15 protein-coding genes and 1 tRNA gene are annotated in these 14,501 nt (G+C 71.4%); 7 read left to right on the top strand and 9 right to left on the bottom strand.

The window, feature by feature from the left end; genetic code table 11:
* Positions 1–34: 34 nt before the first annotated feature.
* Both CEQ11_RS06840 and ppk2 read right to left on the bottom strand, forming a co-directional pair.
* A complete protein-coding gene (locus CEQ11_RS06840) occupies positions 35–883 on the bottom strand; it encodes an SGNH/GDSL hydrolase family protein (protein ID WP_088478170.1) in 849 nt (282 codons plus the stop codon).
* Entirely contained in the window at positions 858–1,787 is a 930-nt protein-coding gene (gene ppk2, locus CEQ11_RS06835; protein WP_227718778.1) for a polyphosphate kinase 2, read from the bottom strand. Before ppk2 ends, CEQ11_RS06840 begins: the two co-directional genes overlap by 26 nt.
* Before the next feature lie 251 nt (positions 1,788–2,038).
* Here ppk2 and CEQ11_RS06830 point away from each other — a divergent pair, with 251 nt between their 5' ends.
* Positions 2,039–2,530: an NUDIX domain-containing protein gene (locus tag CEQ11_RS06830; protein WP_088478168.1), complete on the top strand. Its 492-nt coding sequence runs from the start codon at positions 2,039–2,041 to the stop codon at positions 2,528–2,530.
* Positions 2,531–2,535: 5 nt separating this feature from the next.
* On the opposite strand, the gene CEQ11_RS06825 is transcribed toward CEQ11_RS06830, so the two are convergent.
* The 5 genes from CEQ11_RS06825 to CEQ11_RS06805 form a co-directional block, all read right to left on the bottom strand.
* A complete protein-coding gene (locus CEQ11_RS06825; protein WP_088478167.1) occupies positions 2,536–2,883 on the bottom strand; it encodes a branched-chain amino acid transporter permease in 348 nt (115 codons plus the stop codon).
* Entirely contained in the window at positions 2,880–3,668 is a 789-nt protein-coding gene (locus CEQ11_RS06820; protein WP_227718777.1) for an AzlC family ABC transporter permease, read from the bottom strand. The genes CEQ11_RS06825 and CEQ11_RS06820 overlap by 4 nt, the downstream gene beginning before the upstream one ends.
* Before the next feature lie 173 nt (positions 3,669–3,841).
* Positions 3,842–3,915: transfer RNA gene (locus CEQ11_RS06815), tRNA-Val, on the bottom strand.
* A 15-nt stretch (positions 3,916–3,930) separates the two neighbouring features.
* A complete protein-coding gene (locus CEQ11_RS06810) occupies positions 3,931–4,461 on the bottom strand; it encodes a redoxin domain-containing protein (RefSeq protein ID WP_088478165.1) in 531 nt (176 codons plus the stop codon).
* Positions 4,454–4,885, bottom strand: a complete 432-nt coding sequence (locus CEQ11_RS06805) for a DUF3052 domain-containing protein (protein ID WP_067190255.1) — start codon at positions 4,883–4,885, stop codon at positions 4,454–4,456. Before CEQ11_RS06805 ends, CEQ11_RS06810 begins: the two co-directional genes overlap by 8 nt.
* Positions 4,886–5,144: 259 nt before the next feature.
* Between CEQ11_RS06805 and aceE the strand changes: the two genes are divergently transcribed.
* From aceE to CEQ11_RS06775, 6 genes are all read left to right on the top strand, one after another.
* The gene (aceE, locus tag CEQ11_RS06800) at positions 5,145–7,895 is read left to right on the top strand and encodes a pyruvate dehydrogenase (acetyl-transferring), homodimeric type (protein WP_088478164.1); all 2,751 of its coding nucleotides are present in this window, start codon (positions 5,145–5,147) and stop codon (positions 7,893–7,895) included.
* Between the two features lie 162 nt (positions 7,896–8,057).
* Positions 8,058–9,284: a CdaR family transcriptional regulator gene (locus CEQ11_RS06795; RefSeq protein ID WP_088478163.1), complete on the top strand. Its 1,227-nt coding sequence runs from the start codon at positions 8,058–8,060 to the stop codon at positions 9,282–9,284.
* 104 nt (positions 9,285–9,388) lie between these two features.
* On the top strand, positions 9,389–10,312 hold the full coding sequence (locus CEQ11_RS06790; RefSeq protein ID WP_088478950.1) for an ACP S-malonyltransferase: 924 nt from the start codon (positions 9,389–9,391) through the stop codon (positions 10,310–10,312).
* A 38-nt stretch (positions 10,313–10,350) separates the two neighbouring features.
* Positions 10,351–11,403: a beta-ketoacyl-ACP synthase III gene (locus CEQ11_RS06785; RefSeq protein ID WP_088478162.1), complete on the top strand. Its 1,053-nt coding sequence runs from the start codon at positions 10,351–10,353 to the stop codon at positions 11,401–11,403.
* Between the two features lie 64 nt (positions 11,404–11,467).
* Entirely contained in the window at positions 11,468–11,713 is a 246-nt protein-coding gene (locus CEQ11_RS06780) for an acyl carrier protein (protein WP_067190265.1), read from the top strand.
* 188 nt (positions 11,714–11,901) lie between these two features.
* Complete coding sequence (locus tag CEQ11_RS06775) at positions 11,902–13,149, top strand: beta-ketoacyl synthase (RefSeq protein WP_088478161.1); 1,248 nt, start codon at positions 11,902–11,904, stop codon at positions 13,147–13,149.
* Between the two features lie 161 nt (positions 13,150–13,310).
* Here CEQ11_RS06775 and CEQ11_RS06770 read toward each other — a convergent pair whose 3' ends face one another.
* Both CEQ11_RS06770 and CEQ11_RS06765 read right to left on the bottom strand, forming a co-directional pair.
* Entirely contained in the window at positions 13,311–13,637 is a 327-nt protein-coding gene (locus CEQ11_RS06770) for an RNHCP domain-containing protein (RefSeq protein ID WP_088478160.1), read from the bottom strand.
* 240 nt (positions 13,638–13,877) lie between these two features.
* On the bottom strand, positions 13,878–14,381 hold the full coding sequence (locus CEQ11_RS06765) for a DUF3145 domain-containing protein (protein ID WP_088478159.1): 504 nt from the start codon (positions 14,379–14,381) through the stop codon (positions 13,878–13,880).
* Between the last annotated feature and the right edge of the window lie 120 nt (positions 14,382–14,501).

Below are 14,501 nucleotides of genomic sequence, written 5' to 3'. Positions count from 1 at the left end.
CCGTCCGGCCGGGCGGCGACGTGCTGTCTCCAGCCTACGCGTCGGACCCGTCGGCGAGCGCCCGCTCCATGCCCTCGGCGAGCTTCTGCGCACCGGACACGGACAGGTGCAGCCCGTCCGTGGTGTCCTGCGGATCCGCGAACGTGTTGGACGCCTCGTCTCGGACCGGCCCCCACGGGTCCACGAACGTCCAGCCGCGTTCGGCGGCCGCGGCACGGGTGCGGTCGTTCCAGTCCGCCACGGGGCCGGGGACGCCGCGGGCCGGCTCCGTCCCGGACGGGCCCACCGCCACCACGACGACGGCCGCCTCACCTCTGCCTCGTCGGCCCGCCAGGTCCTCGATCTCGCCGACGAAGGCCGCGTGGTCGGACGCGGTGTCGCCGGCGGCGCGGAACAGGTCGTTGGTGCCGAGGAAGACCAGCAGCGCGTCAGCCTCCATGGGGCCGTCGGCCAGGTGTCCGGCGAGCACGTCCGACACGGTGGCGCCCCACCGGCCGCCGGCCGCGGTCACCGCGAAGCGCTCCGGATCCATGTGCGCGAGCCAGGACTCCGGGCCGAGACGACCGCCCGCGAAGTCCGGGGAGTCGGCCACGGTGAGGGAGTCTCCGTAGACCTCGTAGACGGCCGCGGAGTCGGCCGGTGCGTCGAACAGCGGCGAGCGGTCCTGGCCTGCTGGCCCTCCCGGACCGGCGCCGGGGGCACTGGTTGCGTCCGCGGAGGGGCCGTTGCCGGCAGAGGTGCCGGGGCCGTCGTCGGACAGGGAACAGCCGGCCAGCAGGAGGGCGAGCGCGGCGACGGCCGCGACCCCACGGTGGGGTGCGCGGCCGCCGGCGGCGCGGAGGACGGCCCCGTGCAGGTCAGTCCCCCACGGCGTCGCGGCCACGGCGGACGATGTTCGGGTCCGGCTCGCCGACCACGGCGTGGTCCTTGCCCTCGTACTCGTACTGGGAGAGGAAGTAGCGCATGGCGTTCAGGCGGGCGCGCTTCTTGTCATTGGAGCGGATGGAGATCCACGGGGCGTGGTCCGTGTCCGTGTGGAGGAACATGGCCTCCTTCGCGGCCGTGTACGCCTCCCAGCGGTCCAGGGATTCCAGGTCCATCGGGGACAGCTTCCACTGGCGGACCGGGTCGATCTGTCGGATCGCGAAGCGGGTGCGCTGCTCGGTCTGCGTCACGGAGAACCAGAACTTGGTCAGGTGGATGCCGTCGTCGACGAGCATCTTCTCGAACGTCGGAGTCTGGCGCATGAACGTCTCGTACTGCTCGTCCGTGGAGAAGCCCATGACGCGCTCCACGCCGGCCCGGTTGTACCACGAGCGGTCGAACAGCACGATCTCGCCCTCGGTCGGGAAGTGCTGGATGTAGCGCTGGAAGTACCACTGGCCCTGCTCACGGTCCGAGGGCTTGTTCAGTGCGACGACGCGGGCGGTGCGCGGGTTCAGGTGCTCGGTGAAGCGCTTGATGGTGCCGCCCTTGCCGGCGGCGTCGCGGCCCTCGAACACCACGATGAAGCGCTGGCCGGTGTCCTCGCCCCAGTACTGCAGCTTCAGCAGCTCGATCTGAAGGCGGTACTTCTCCAGCTCGTAGTGCTCACGGGACATCCGCTCCTCGTACGGGTAGTCCTCCTTCCACGTCTCCACGGCCTTGCCCTGCGGATCGATGAGGTCCGGGTCGTTGGTGTGGCCGTCGGTGACGGTGTAGCCGCCCTCGCGGAGCTTGTCGATGAACGAACGGAGGTTCTCGCGGGGGGCGTCGGGGGTGAGCAGCTGCACGTGCATCGTCCTCATTTCCTTCTCGCGCGGCACGCCCTCCGGTGCCCGGCGGCCCACAGGAGGCGGGACGCAACGGGCCCGAAAGGCGGATCGTGTTTCCCATTATGGTCCGAGACCCCCGCCACGGCCCGGCCCAGGGCGCGTGGTGACGTGAACAGAAGGTGAACGAGTGTGGTTCGCCTCGCCGGTCGCCAGCAGGACCCGGATGACGGCCCGCCGGCTCCGGCCGCAGCGCGGTCCCGCGGCGGATGTGATGGGGTGGAGCAATGTCCACTCCAGAATTCATCCTGTCCCTGCGAGAGAAGATCGGCCACGACCCGCTGTGGCTGCCCGGCGTCAAGGCGGTGGTCCTGCGCGCCGAGGACTCCGAGGTGCTGCTGGTGCGACGGGCCGACAACGGCCGGTGGACCGTGCCGGCCGGCATCCCCGATCCCGGCGAGGAGCCCGCGGACACCGCCGTGCGCGAAGTGCACGAGGAGACGGCCGTGCAGGCCGTGCCGCGACGTCTCGCCGGTGTGGGGACCACGGCTGAGGCCGTCTACCCCAACGGCGACCGGGCGCAGTACCTGGACGTGGTCATGGTCCTGGACGCCGTCGGCGGCGAGGCGCGGGTCAACGACGACGAGAACCTCGACGTCGGCTGGTTCCCGATCGCAGACACCCCGGAGCTGCCGCCGCTGCACAGGCGGGCGATCGAGTGGGCTCGGGCCGGCGGGGGCGGGCGGTTCGTGGCCGACGGTCAGGTGCGCGGGTCCTGAGGACCTCAGAGCAGGTTGACCAGGACGACGTAGCAGGCGGTGCCGGCGGCGATGGACAGCACGGTGCGCCGACCTGCGGCCAGGTGGACCACGACCGTCACGGCGGCCGCGAGGAGCGCGTACGACAGGCGGCGGACGTCCACCGGCTCTCCGGGAGCCAGGGCCGCGGAGTCCAGGAGCATCACGAGCGCCAGGACCGTGAGGATCCCGGCGGGCATCCAGACGGCCAGGCGGCGGACCAGCAGGGACTCGCGAAGCGGACGCAGCAGCGCGAACGGCAGCGCACGCAGGCCGAAGGTCACCGCTCCGGCGACGAACGCGACGGCGACGATGTATCCGGCGGACGCGGTCATCGCCTCCCCTCCTCGGGGTCGTCCGTCACCGGGACGGCGGCCGCCTCCAACGGGTCCTCCGCCGGCAACCCCAGGTCCCGGCCACGGCGGGCCACGAGGTGCGCGACGATGAGGAACAGCACGTAGACGGCGAACGCCGTCACGAGGAGCTCTCCCGGGGCGAGGGCGATGCCCACGACCACGGCGGCCGCGGCCATGACGACCAGCGGCACCTGGCGGCGGGTCCGCGCCGCGTCCAGAGCGAGCACGATGAACAGCGCCGTCAGGGCGAACTCGAGGCCTTCGATCGGCGCGGGCAGCAGGGATCCTGCCGCGACGCCCACCACGCCGCCGAGCACCCAGTACACCTGCAGCGCGGCCTGCATGGCCAGCAGACGCGGCCCGGTCCAGCCGGTGCGGTGCGTGGTGGCGATGGCATAGGCCTCGTCGATCAGCGCGCCCATGGAGTAGAGCCTCGCCGGACGCGAGCGGACGACCCGGAGCGGGAAGCTGAAGGCGTAGAAGACGTGCCGGAAGTTCAGCAGGAACACCGTGACCGCCACCGAGACCAGAGGGGTGCCCGCCACGATGAGGGACACCAGCAGCAGTTCGACCGAGCCGGCGAAGACCACGGTGGACAGCAGCGGGGCGGTCCACCACGGCAACGGTGCCTGCGCCACGAGCAGTCCGAAGGCGACGCCGAGCGGGACCAGACCCAGCCCGGCCGCCGAGGACAGCCGCAGGCCCCGGCGGACCTCCGCAGAGGTCGACGCCGTGGCAGCGGTGAGAGCGGGATCCGTGTTCATGACCGGACCAGGGTGCCACAGGCGGCAGGCGGCACAGGCAGACGACGCCGGAAAAGGGCACATGGCGGGCGCCACGGCGACCGGTGCCTGTGGGAGGGTGCGGGGCGCGCTCCTCGATGCGGCGACGCGGCCGTGGCGGCCGTGTTCATGGTCGTGCTGCCGGCCAACGGCGGTGGACCCAGACGGACTCGAACCGCCGACACCCACGGTGTAAACGTGGTGCTCTGACCAACTGAGCTATGGGTCCTGGGACGGCCTCATCCTACCGGCCGGCCGTCGTCACGGGTGGCGCCGCGCTCGCGCCGCCCAGCAGCCGATCCGTGAGCTCCTCATGCTCGACGGGGCTGCGCGCCCGCCCCGGCTCGGCCTCCACCCGGCCGAGCTCCATGCCCTGTGCGTCCAGCAGCACCGAGATCCGCCGGGGCCTGCCCGTGTCCGCGTCGAAGGCACCGAAGCGGCGGGCGCCGGCCCCGTGGGGCCAGAAGTCGGACAGCAGCGTCAGTTCCTCGGGAAGTCCGAGGTCCTCGGCCGCGCGGCGCAGGACGGGAGCCGAGTCGCAGGAGACCACCCTCACGGCCACCCCCTGCGCGGCCCACCGCTCGGCGAGCTCGCCCAGCCAGGCCAGCTCACCGGTGCACACCGGGGTGAAGGCCCCCGGCAGGAAGGCGAGCCACACCCCGCGGGGGCGTGCGCCGTCGTCGGGACCGGCGGTGGACGACCTGCCCGGATCCGTCACGGGCGGGAAGGGCCAGGACTGCCCGTGGCAGTCCCGGAGCGCGGGACTGTCAGCCACCGCGCTTCTGCACGAGCTTGACGGCCGCCCAGTCCTCGGAGGCGCCGGCGCCGGTCGTCGCGTGCAGGCCGGCGGTCGTGGCGGCCTCCTGCACGTCGGCGGGATCCACGTGCCCCTCGCGGCCCTTGCGCGGCGTCAGCACCCACACGGGCCCTTCCTCGAGCGACAACTGCGCGTCGACGAGCGTGTCCGCGAGGTCGGTGGCGTCGCCGTCCTCGGCACGCCACCACACGAGCACGGCGTCCACCGGCTCCTGGTCCTCCTCGGGCTGCAGCTCGGTGCCGAGCGCGCCCTCGAGCCGCTCGCGCAGACCGTGGTCGACGTCCTCGTCATAGCCGAACTCGTGGACGTACTGTCCGGCGGTCAGGCTCAGTTCGTCCAGCAGGGCACGGGGTGCGTCGGTCGCGGCGGACCCGGCGTCCATAGTCGTACAGACCTCCTCGGTTGACGGCGGCGCCGGTGTCCCGGCCACCGCCCGATCGGGTGACTCTCCCCACCATACGCGCAATGGCACCCCTGGGCCTTACCGGGTGCGGGGCGGGCCCGGGTAGGCTGTCGTGCAGACCACCTCAACGACGGGGGCGGCCGCGCACACCGCCGGCCGAGGATGCCGCCGCGCCGCGGCCCGCTCCCCCACCACAGACCCCGCGGAGACACCCCTCCGCCCAGCCAGAGGAGGCAGCTTGAGCGCAGCCGAAGAGAGCTCCCGCATCCTGAGCGGACTGACGAACAACTTCCCGGACAAGGATCCCCAGGAGACCGCGGAGTGGATCGAGTCCTTCGACGGCCTCGTGGAGGAGCGCGGCACGGAGCGCGCGCAGTACATCATGCGCTCCCTGCTGCAGCGGGCCGGCATGAAGTCCGTGGGCGTGCCGATGGTGACCACCACCGACTACGTCAACACCATCCCCGCCGACCAGGAGCCCGAGTTCCCCGGTGACGAGGAGCTCGAGCGCCGCTACCGCAACTACCTGCGCTGGAACGCCGCCGTCATGGTGCAGCGTGCCCAGCGCGAGGGCATCGGCGTGGGCGGCCACATCTCCTCCTACGCCGGTCAGGCGACCCTCTACGAGGTGGGCTACAACCACTTCTTCCGCGGCCAGGACCACCCGGGCGGCGGCGACCAGGTCTTCTTCCAGGGCCACTCCTCGCCCGGCAACTACGCGCGCGCCTTCCTCGAGGGCCGGCTGACCGAGGAGGACCTCGACGGCTTCCGTCAGGAGAAGTCGAAGAAGGGCCACGCGCTGTCCTCCTACCCCCACCCGCGCATGATGCCGGACTTCTGGCAGTTCCCGACTGTCTCCATGGGCCTGGGCCCGATGAACGCGATCTTCCAGGCGCAGTACAACCGCTACCTGCAGGACCACGGCATCAAGGACACCTCGGACCAGCACGTCTGGGCCTTCCTCGGCGACGGCGAGATGGACGAGCCGGAGTCGCGCGGCCAGCTGCACATCGCCGCGAACAACAACCTGGACAACCTGACCTTCGTGGTGAACTGCAACCTGCAGCGCCTCGACGGGCCCGTCCGCGGCAACGGCAAGATCGTGCAGGAGCTGGAGTCCTACTTCCGCGGCGCCGGCTGGAACGTCATCAAGGTCCTGTGGGGCCGCGAGTGGGACCCGCTGCTCGAGAAGGACGACACCGGCGAGCTCGTTCGTGTCATGAACGAGACCGTCGACGGCGACTACCAGACCTACAAGGCCGAGGACGGTGCCTTCGTGCGCGAGCACTTCTTCGGCCGGTCCTCCGTCACCAAGGAGCTCGTCGCGGACATGTCCGACGACGAGATCTGGGGCCTCAAGCGCGGCGGCCACGACTACCGCAAGGTGTACGCCGCCTACAAGGCCGCGATGGAGCACAAGGGCCAGCCGACCGTCATCCTGGCGCACACCATCAAGGGCTACGGCCTCGGCAAGTCCTTCGAGGGACGCAACGCCACGCACCAGATGAAGAAGCTGACCGTGGACGACTTCAAGACCTTCCGCGACCGCCACCGCATCCCGGTCTCAGACGAGGTCATCGAGGGCGACCCGTACAACATCCCGTACTACCACCCGGGCGAGGACGCCCCGGAGATCCAGTACATGCTCGAGCGCCGCAAGGCCCTCGGCGGTGCCGTCCCGGAGCGCCGCAGCACGTACCCCGCCATCCCGGTCCCCGGCGAGGCCGCCTACAAGCAGGCGCGCAAGGGCTCCGGCAAGCAGGAGGCGGCCACCACCATGGCGTTCGTCCGCCTGCTCAAGGACCTCATGCGGGACAAGAACCTGGGCTCGCGCCTGGTGCCGATCATCCCGGACGAGGCCCGCACCTTCGGCATGGACTCGTTCTTCCCGACGGCGAAGATCTACAACACCAAGGGCCAGAACTACCTCGCCGTGGACCGCGACCTGTTCCTGTCCTACAAGGAGTCTCAGCAGGGCAAGCTCTTCCACGTGGGCATCAACGAGGACGGCGCCACCGCCGCGTTCAACGCGATCGGCACCTCCTACTCCACCCACGGCGAGCCCATGGTGCCGGTGTACATCTTCTACTCGATGTTCGGCTTCCAGCGGACCGCGGACAACATCTGGGCCGGCGCCGACCAGCTGGCGCGCGGCTTCATGATCGGCGCCACCGCCGGACGCACCACGCTCACCGGCGAGGGCACCCAGCACATGGACGGCCACTCCCCGGTGCTCGCCGGCACCAACCCGGCCGTGAAGACCTACGACCCGGCCTACGGCTACGAGATCGCCCACATCGTCCGCCAGGGCCTGGAGGACATGTACGGCGACCACGACCGTGGCGAGGACGTCCGCAACGTCATCTACTACCTGACGGTCTACAACGAGCCGATCGTGCATCCGGCCGAGCCGGAGGACCTGGACGTCGAGGGCCTGCTGAAGGGCATGTACCTGCTCTCCGCGGGCGAGGCCGACGGCCCGAAGGTCCAGCTCATGGGCTCGGGCGTGTCCGTGCCGTGGGCCGTGGAGGCGCAGCGGCTCCTCGCCGAGGACTGGGGCGTGTCCGCGGACGTGTGGTCCGTGACCAGCTGGAGCGAGCTGTACCGCGACGCGGCCGCCGCCGAGAAGGAGGCCCTTCGCGACGCGGACGGGCAGGAGCGGATCCCGTACATCACGCAGAAGCTGGCCGACGTGCAGGGCCCGATCGTGGCGTCCACGGACTACACGACCTCCCTGCCGAACCAGGTGCGCCCGTTCGTCAAGCAGGACATGGCGGTGCTCGGCGCCGACGAGTTCGGCTTCGCGGACACCCGCTCGGCCGCCCGCCGCTACTTCCTCATCGACGCCCACTCCATGGTCGTCCGTGCCCTCCAGATGCTGGAGAAGGACGGCTCCGTGGAGGCCGGCACCGCCAAGAAGGCGCATGAGAAGTATCGGCTCGACGACGTGAACGCCGGCACCACCGGCAACGCCGGCGGCGACGCCTGATCCGTTCCGCACCGGGCTGACGCCCCGCTTCCCGACGACGGCCCCTCGCCTTTTCCACCGAAAGGCGAGGGGCCGTCGTCGCGTCCCGTGGGGTTCCCCGGTGTCCGCGGTGGGATGCGCGGCCTGTAGGGAACGTACAAAGACCCCCGCTAGGATCACCCCATGCCCGATTCGCGTCCCCCTGCCGGCACACGGCCGATCTCGGCGGAATCGCTCGCGCGGCTCCGTTCGCACCTGGGCGAGCTGAACACCGCCATCCTGCAGCGCGTGGACGCGGCCCTCCCCTGGTACCGCCGGCTGACGCCGGACGAGCGCAGCCACCTGGGGCTGGTGGCACAGCGCGGCCTCAACGGCTTCGTGCAGTGGTTCCAGAAGCCCGGGGTGACCAGTGGGCATGTGCTGGCGGACGTGTTCGGCGAGGCGCCCACCGACCTGACCCGCTCGATCTCGCTGCAGCGGGCGCTCCAGCTGATCCGCACCATCGTCGAGGCCGTCGAGGCCGTGGTCCCGGAGATCCTGCAGGATCGTGACCAGGCCGCGGTGCGCGAGTCGATGCTGCGGTACTCCCGCGAGGTCGCCTTCGCCCTGGCCGATGTCTACGCCCGCGCCGCCGAGACCCGGGGGGCCATGGACTCCCGCCTCGAGGCCGTCCTGCTAGATGCGGTGCTGCGCGGTCAGGACGCGGATGAGATCCGCCACCGTGCCACCGCGATCGGCTGGCGCGGTGAACGCCAGGTGCTGGTCATGGCCGGCGGCGCTCCGGGGCCGGACAAGCCCGCCTACGTCGGTGAGCTGCGCCGGGCTGCGGCCCGGCACAAGTGCGACGTGCTGATCGGCGTGCAGTCCGAGCGCCTCGTGGTGGTGGTGGGGTCCGTGGAGGACTCCACGGTGGTGGCCGCCGCCCTGGCCCCGTGGTTCGCGGAAGGACCGGTGATCGTGGGGCCGACCGTGGACTCGCTGACCGAGGCCCACGTGTCCGCTCGGCATGTGTTCGCCTCGCTGTCCGCGGCGGGGGCCCACCCGCGGGCACCGCGGCCGACACCGACGCACGAGCTGCTGCCCGAACGTGTGCTGATGGGCGACCCGACCGCGCGGGAGGCGCTGATCCACGGCGTGTACCGGCCCCTGCTGCAGGCCGGCCCGTCCCTGTTGGAGACGGTGGACACCTACGGCCTGCTGGGACACTCGCTCGAGGCGACCGCCCGCGAGCTCTACATCCACACGAACACCGTCCGCTACCGCCTGCGCCGGGTCAGCGAGCTGACCGGATGGGACCCTCTGGTGCCGCGCGACGCCTACGTCCTGCACACGGCGATCACGGTCGGTCGACTCGCCGAGCACGACGCGCCCCTCGGCGGCGAGCGACCCCACGGCGAACGCGATCGCTGAGTCCGCCATCTGAGACTGTTTGTAGGAATCCTCCAAAGCTGTTCGGAAGGGTTGGTGACCGCCGTGCCGCCCGCTGAGGGCGTCCACCTGGAAGAGTGGAGGCCATGCTTGCGATCGTGTGCCCCGGACAGGGATCCCAGACGCCCGTCTTCCTCGCCCCCTGGCTCGAGCTCGACGGCGCCGCCGAGCTGCTCGGTCGGCTCTCCGAGACGTCCGGCATGGACCTGGCGGAGCACGGCACGGTCTCGGATGAGGAGACCATCAAGGACACAGCGGTGGCCCAGCGCCTGATCGTCGCCGCGGGTCTCGTCTCGGCACACGCACTGGACCTGGACGCCGTCGGCGGCGAGAAGGTCCTCCTGGCCGGGCACTCGGTCGGCGAGATCACCGCGGCGGCCCTGGCCGGCGTGCTGACCGCCGAGGAGGCCGCCGCCCTGGTGAGGGTCCGCGCGGACGGCATGGCCGAGGCCGCGGCCTCGGCCCCGACCGGCATGGCGGCCGTCGTGGGCGGCGACCAGGACGAGGTCCTCGCCGCGATCGCCGACCACGGCCTCACCCCCGCCAACGTGAACGGAGCCGGCCAGACCGTCGCCGCCGGCGCCGTCGAGAAACTCGCGGCTCTCGGCGGGGACGCCCCCGCCAAGGCCCGCGTCATCCCGCTGAAGGTCGCCGGAGCCTTCCACACCGAGTACATGGCCTCGGCGGTGCCTGCGCTCAGCGAGCACGTCGCAGGCCTCTCCCCCGAGGATCCGCGGGTAGAGCTGCTGTCCAACCGGGACGGCGAGGCCGTCGCCTCCGGCGCCGACGCCCTCGACCGGATCGTCGGACAGGTGACCCGCCCGGTGCGCTGGGACCTCTGCATGGAGGCGATGGCCGCCCGCGGCGTCACCGGCATCCTCGAGGTGCTGCCCGGCGGCACCCTGACCGGCCTCGCCAAGCGAGGCCTGCGCGGCACCCGGGTGTGCGCGCTCAAGACCCCCGACGACCTCTCCACGGCCGCCGAGTTCATCGCCGAGCACACCGCCTGACACGGCCGGACCGCTCGACCTACGGAGGGAAGCACCTCGTGACCGTCACCCTGAATCAGACCACCCCCGTCGCCGGCAGCCGCATCAGCGCGGTCGGCGCATACCGCCCGAAGAACCTCGTCCCGAACGAGGAGCTCGTCGGACCGATCGACTCCTCTGACGAGTGGATCCGTCAACGCACGGGCATCGTGACCCGCCAGCGCGCCACCCCGGAGGAGACCGTGCCCATGATGGCCGAGGGTGCCGCACGGGAGGCCCTCGACGCCGCGGGGCTGACCGGGGCGGACCTGGGTGCCGTCATCGTCGCCACCGTCTCCTTCCCCTACCAGACCCCGTCCGCCGCCGCGATGCTCGCCGAGGCCCTGGGCGCCACCCCGGCACCGGCCTTCGACGTCTCCGCCGCGTGCGCCGGCTACTGCTACGGCGTGGCCCAGGCCGATGCCCTGGTGCGCTCCGGCATGGCCGAGCACGTGCTGGTGGTCGGCGTCGAACGCCTGTCCGACCTCGTGGACCCCACCGACCGCTCCATCTCCTTCCTGCTCGGCGACGGTGCCGGCGCCGTGGTCGTCTCTGCCACAGACGAGCCGGGCATCTCCCGCTCCGTGTGGGGCTCCGAGGGCGCCCGCTGGGAGACGATTCGCATGACCCACTCCCTGCTGGACATGAAGCAGACCGTGGATCAGGCCATCGAGGCCGCTGACGCCTCCTGCCTCACGGGCGGAGAGCACACGGCCTGGCCGACCCTGCGCCAGGACGGCCCGTCCGTCTTCCGCTGGGCAGTGTGGTCCATGGCGAAGGTCGCCCAACAGGCCGTCGACGCCGCGGGCGTGCAGCCGGAGGACCTGGCCGCGTTCATCCCCCACCAGGCCAACATGCGCATCATCGACGAGTTCGCCAAGCAGCTGAAGCTGCCGGACTCCGTGGTGGTCGCCCGGGACATCGCAGATGCCGGCAACACGTCGGCCGCGTCCATCCCCCTGGCCATGCACAGACTCCTGCAGGAGCAGCCGCAGCTCAGCGGCGGCCTCGCCCTGCAGATCGGCTTCGGCGCCGGGCTGGTCTACGGCGCCCAGGTCGTGCGTCTCCCCTGAGACGCCAGACACATGATTCACTGACCAACGTACCCATTCCGCAACCAACAAAGGAGACGCCACCATGGCTTCCAAGGAAGAGATCCTCGCCGGCCTGGCCGAGATCGTGAACGAGGAGACCGGTCTGGAGACCGAGGAGGTCCAGCCGGAGAAGTCCTTCACCGATGACCTGGACATCGACTCGATTTCGATGATGACCATCGTGGTCAACGCCGAGGAGAAGTTCGACGTGAAGATCCCGGACGAGGAGGTCAAGAACCTCAAGACCGTCCAGGACGCCGTGGACTACATCGAGGGCGCCCAGGCCTGAGCCTGACGCCCGACGCCTGCCAGCGCGGCGACACCGTCGGCATCGGCCGGGGACGCACTCCGCGTCCCCGGCCCCTCAGCCGCTGGGGCCCACGGCAGGCCCGCGCAGCATCGGCGCCGCATCCGCCGGCACCACAGACACTTATGAATCCGTCCGAGGACGGCCGAATCGAGGGGACAGCAGACACCATGACCCGCACCGCAGTCATCACCGGCCTGGGCGCCACCACGCCGATCGGCGGCGACGTGCCCACCTTCTGGGCGAACGCGCTGGCCGGCACCCCGGGTGCCCGCACTCTCGAGCACGAGTGGGTGGACAAGCACGACCTTCCCGTGACTTTCGCTGCGGAGCTCGCCGTCCCGACCTCCGAGGTGCTGAAGAAGGTCGAGCTGAAGCGCCAGGACCCGTCCATGCAGATGGCCACCGTGGCCGCCCGTGAAGCCTGGGCGGACGCGGGCTTCGGTGAGGACGCGGACATCGACCACGACCGCTTCGCGATCGCCTTCGGCACCGGCATCGGCGGCGTGTGGACCCTCCTGGAGGGCTGGGACACCCTGCGCGAGCGCGGCCCGCGCCGCGTGATGCCCATGACCGTGCCGATGCTCATGCCGAACGGCGCCGCCGGTGCGCTGTCCCTCGAGTTCGGCGCCCGCGGCGGCGCCCGCACCGTGGTCTCCGCCTGCGCCTCCGGCACCGAGTCCCTCGACCTCGCCCTGCAGCTCATCCGCTCCGGCAAGGCGGACATCGTCATGACCGGGTCCACCGAGGCCGCCATCCATCCGCTGCCGATGGCCGCGTTCGCCGCGATGCAGGCGCTGTCCAAGCGCAACGACGACCCCCAGGCCGCCTCCCGCCCCTACGACGTGGACCGTGACGGCTTCGTGCTCGGCGAGGGCGCAGGCGCGATGATCATCGAGTCCGAGGAGCACGCCAAGGCACGCGGCGCCCGCGTCTACGCCCGCCTGGCCGGCACCGGCGTCACCTCCGACTCCCACCACATCACAGCGCCGGAGCCGGAGGGCCTGGGCGCCACCCGCGCCATGCGCGCCGCCCTGGAGGACGCCGGCCTCTCCCCGGAGCAGGTGTGCCACGTGAACGCCCACGCCACCTCCACCCCGGTCGGCGACAAGCCGGAGTACCTGGCCATGCGTGCCGTCTTCGGCGACCACGTCGAGCAGGTGAAGGTCTCCGCCACCAAGTCCCAGACGGGCCACCTGCTCGGCGCCTCCGGCGCGATCGAGTCGGTGCTCTCGGTGCTGGCCGTCCACCACGGCAAGGCCCCGGTCACCATCAACCTGGACAACCAGGACCCCCAGATCCCGCTCAACGTGGTCACCGGCACCCCGGCCGAGCTGCCTGAGGGCGACCGCGCCGTGGTGAAGAACTCCTTCGGCTTCGGCGGACACAACGCCGTCGCCGTGTTCACCTCGTACTGAGCCGGCCGCGCCGACGAGCGGCGGCTGGACGCCAGAAGGGCCGGGCCCGGAGGTTACTCTCCGGATCCGGCCCTTCCTGACGTCCCGGCGACGATGCGATGCGGCCGCCCTCGCGCTGCTCGGGGATGTCCTGCCTGCCTGCGGATGTCCTGCCGGGCGGCTCACCACGGGGTGTTGCGGGACTGGATCCTCATGATCGCCTCGCGGTCGTCCGGCTGGCGGCAGTTCTCGGCCACCTTGTTCCGCTGCCGGTGCCCGCAGCGGGAGCACACGTGGACGATCTGGAAGCCCTTCTTCGGGTGGTAGTCGATCTGCTCGGCCGTCATGACGCCCCGGCAGTCGGAGGACCGGTCCCCCGGCATGACGTCCACGTGGACGGAGGCCAGGCAGAACGGGCAGTGGTTCCGGTAGGAGCCGTTGTTCAGCGGCAGCACGTGCTTCCCGCAGGCGGCACAGTCGAACTCCGTGTTCTCGGTGGACCGGGACATGGGTGAGGGGCTCCTTCGGCGTGGGGACTGCTGACAGCGTAGCCGGGACGGCTGGGCAACACGGGCCTGCGCGGGGAGCGGCCGGGTCTGAAGCCGAGACACGACGACGGCCCCCGCCATCCGGTGCGGGGGCCGTCGGTCTGTGCCGGCCGGGGACCGTGGGAGTGTGGCCGCCTCCGCCCGCTGCCCGCCGCACAGTGTCGGGGACGCGCGGGAGCGCAATGCGGACGGCTCAGGCGGTCAGCCGACCTCGCGGAGCCAGCGGACGGGCGCGCCCTCCACGGCCTGGCGGAACGGCTCGAGCTCCTCGTCCCAGGCCTCGCCGAGAGCGAGGGAGAGCTCGTGGAACACCGCGGTGGGGTCTCCGGCGCCCTGCTCGTAGGCGTAGCGGATGCGGTCCTCGGACACCATGATGTTGCCGGTGACGTCGGTGGTGGCGTGGAAGATGCCCAGCTCGGGGGTATGGGACCAGCGCGAGCCGTCGCAGCCGGCGGAGGCCTCCTCGGTGACCTCGTAGCGCAGATGGGCCCAGCCGCGGAGGGCAGAGGCCAACACCGCGCCGGTGCCCTGCGCGGCGGTCCAGTGCAGTTCGGCGCGGTAGTGTCCGGGCGCGGCCGGCTGCGCCGACCAGTCGACGCTGACGTGGGTGCCCAGAGCAGAGCCCAGTGCCCACTCGACATGCGGGCAGAGCGCTGCAGGGGCGGAGTGGATGTGGACCACTCCGCGGGTCTCGACGTGGGACATGGTTCCTCCGGATGCAGTGCGGTACGTCTTCCCCTACGACCACGCTGCTCTGACGCCCTGGGTGAGGGCCCGGCGGTGTTCCACGCTGTTCGGTTGTGAGGACGTGTCACCCCTGCCGCC

Source organism: Micrococcus sp. FDAARGOS_333 (assembly GCF_002206575.2).
Classification (GTDB): Bacteria; Actinomycetota; Actinomycetes; order Actinomycetales; family Micrococcaceae; genus Micrococcus; species Micrococcus lylae.
Note: the sequence above shows the minus strand (reverse complement) of the source record. Positions and strands in the feature narration are given on the sequence as shown.

Excerpts from the sequence above, each read along its gene's own strand:
- ppk2 (WP_227718778.1), bottom strand. The coding sequence starts at position 1,787 with ATGAGGACGATGCACGTGCAGCTGCTCACCCCCGACGCCCCCCGCGAG.
- CEQ11_RS06790 (WP_088478950.1), top strand. The coding sequence starts at position 9,389 with ATGCTTGCGATCGTGTGCCCCGGACAGGGATCCCAGACGCCCGTCTTC.
- CEQ11_RS06765 (WP_088478159.1), bottom strand. The coding sequence starts at position 14,381 with ATGTCCCACGTCGAGACCCGCGGAGTGGTCCACATCCACTCCGCCCCT.
- CEQ11_RS06795 (WP_088478163.1), top strand. The coding sequence starts at position 8,058 with ATGCCCGATTCGCGTCCCCCTGCCGGCACACGGCCGATCTCGGCGGAA.
- CEQ11_RS06775 (WP_088478161.1), top strand. The coding sequence starts at position 11,902 with ATGACCCGCACCGCAGTCATCACCGGCCTGGGCGCCACCACGCCGATC.
- CEQ11_RS06825 (WP_088478167.1), bottom strand. The coding sequence starts at position 2,883 with ATGACCGCGTCCGCCGGATACATCGTCGCCGTCGCGTTCGTCGCCGGA.
- CEQ11_RS06830 (WP_088478168.1), top strand. The coding sequence starts at position 2,039 with ATGTCCACTCCAGAATTCATCCTGTCCCTGCGAGAGAAGATCGGCCAC.
- CEQ11_RS06780 (WP_067190265.1), top strand. The coding sequence starts at position 11,468 with ATGGCTTCCAAGGAAGAGATCCTCGCCGGCCTGGCCGAGATCGTGAAC.
- CEQ11_RS06805 (WP_067190255.1), bottom strand. The coding sequence starts at position 4,885 with ATGGACGCCGGGTCCGCCGCGACCGACGCACCCCGTGCCCTGCTGGAC.
- CEQ11_RS06820 (WP_227718777.1), bottom strand. The coding sequence starts at position 3,668 with ATGAACACGGATCCCGCTCTCACCGCTGCCACGGCGTCGACCTCTGCG.
- CEQ11_RS06770 (WP_088478160.1), bottom strand. The coding sequence starts at position 13,637 with ATGTCCCGGTCCACCGAGAACACGGAGTTCGACTGTGCCGCCTGCGGG.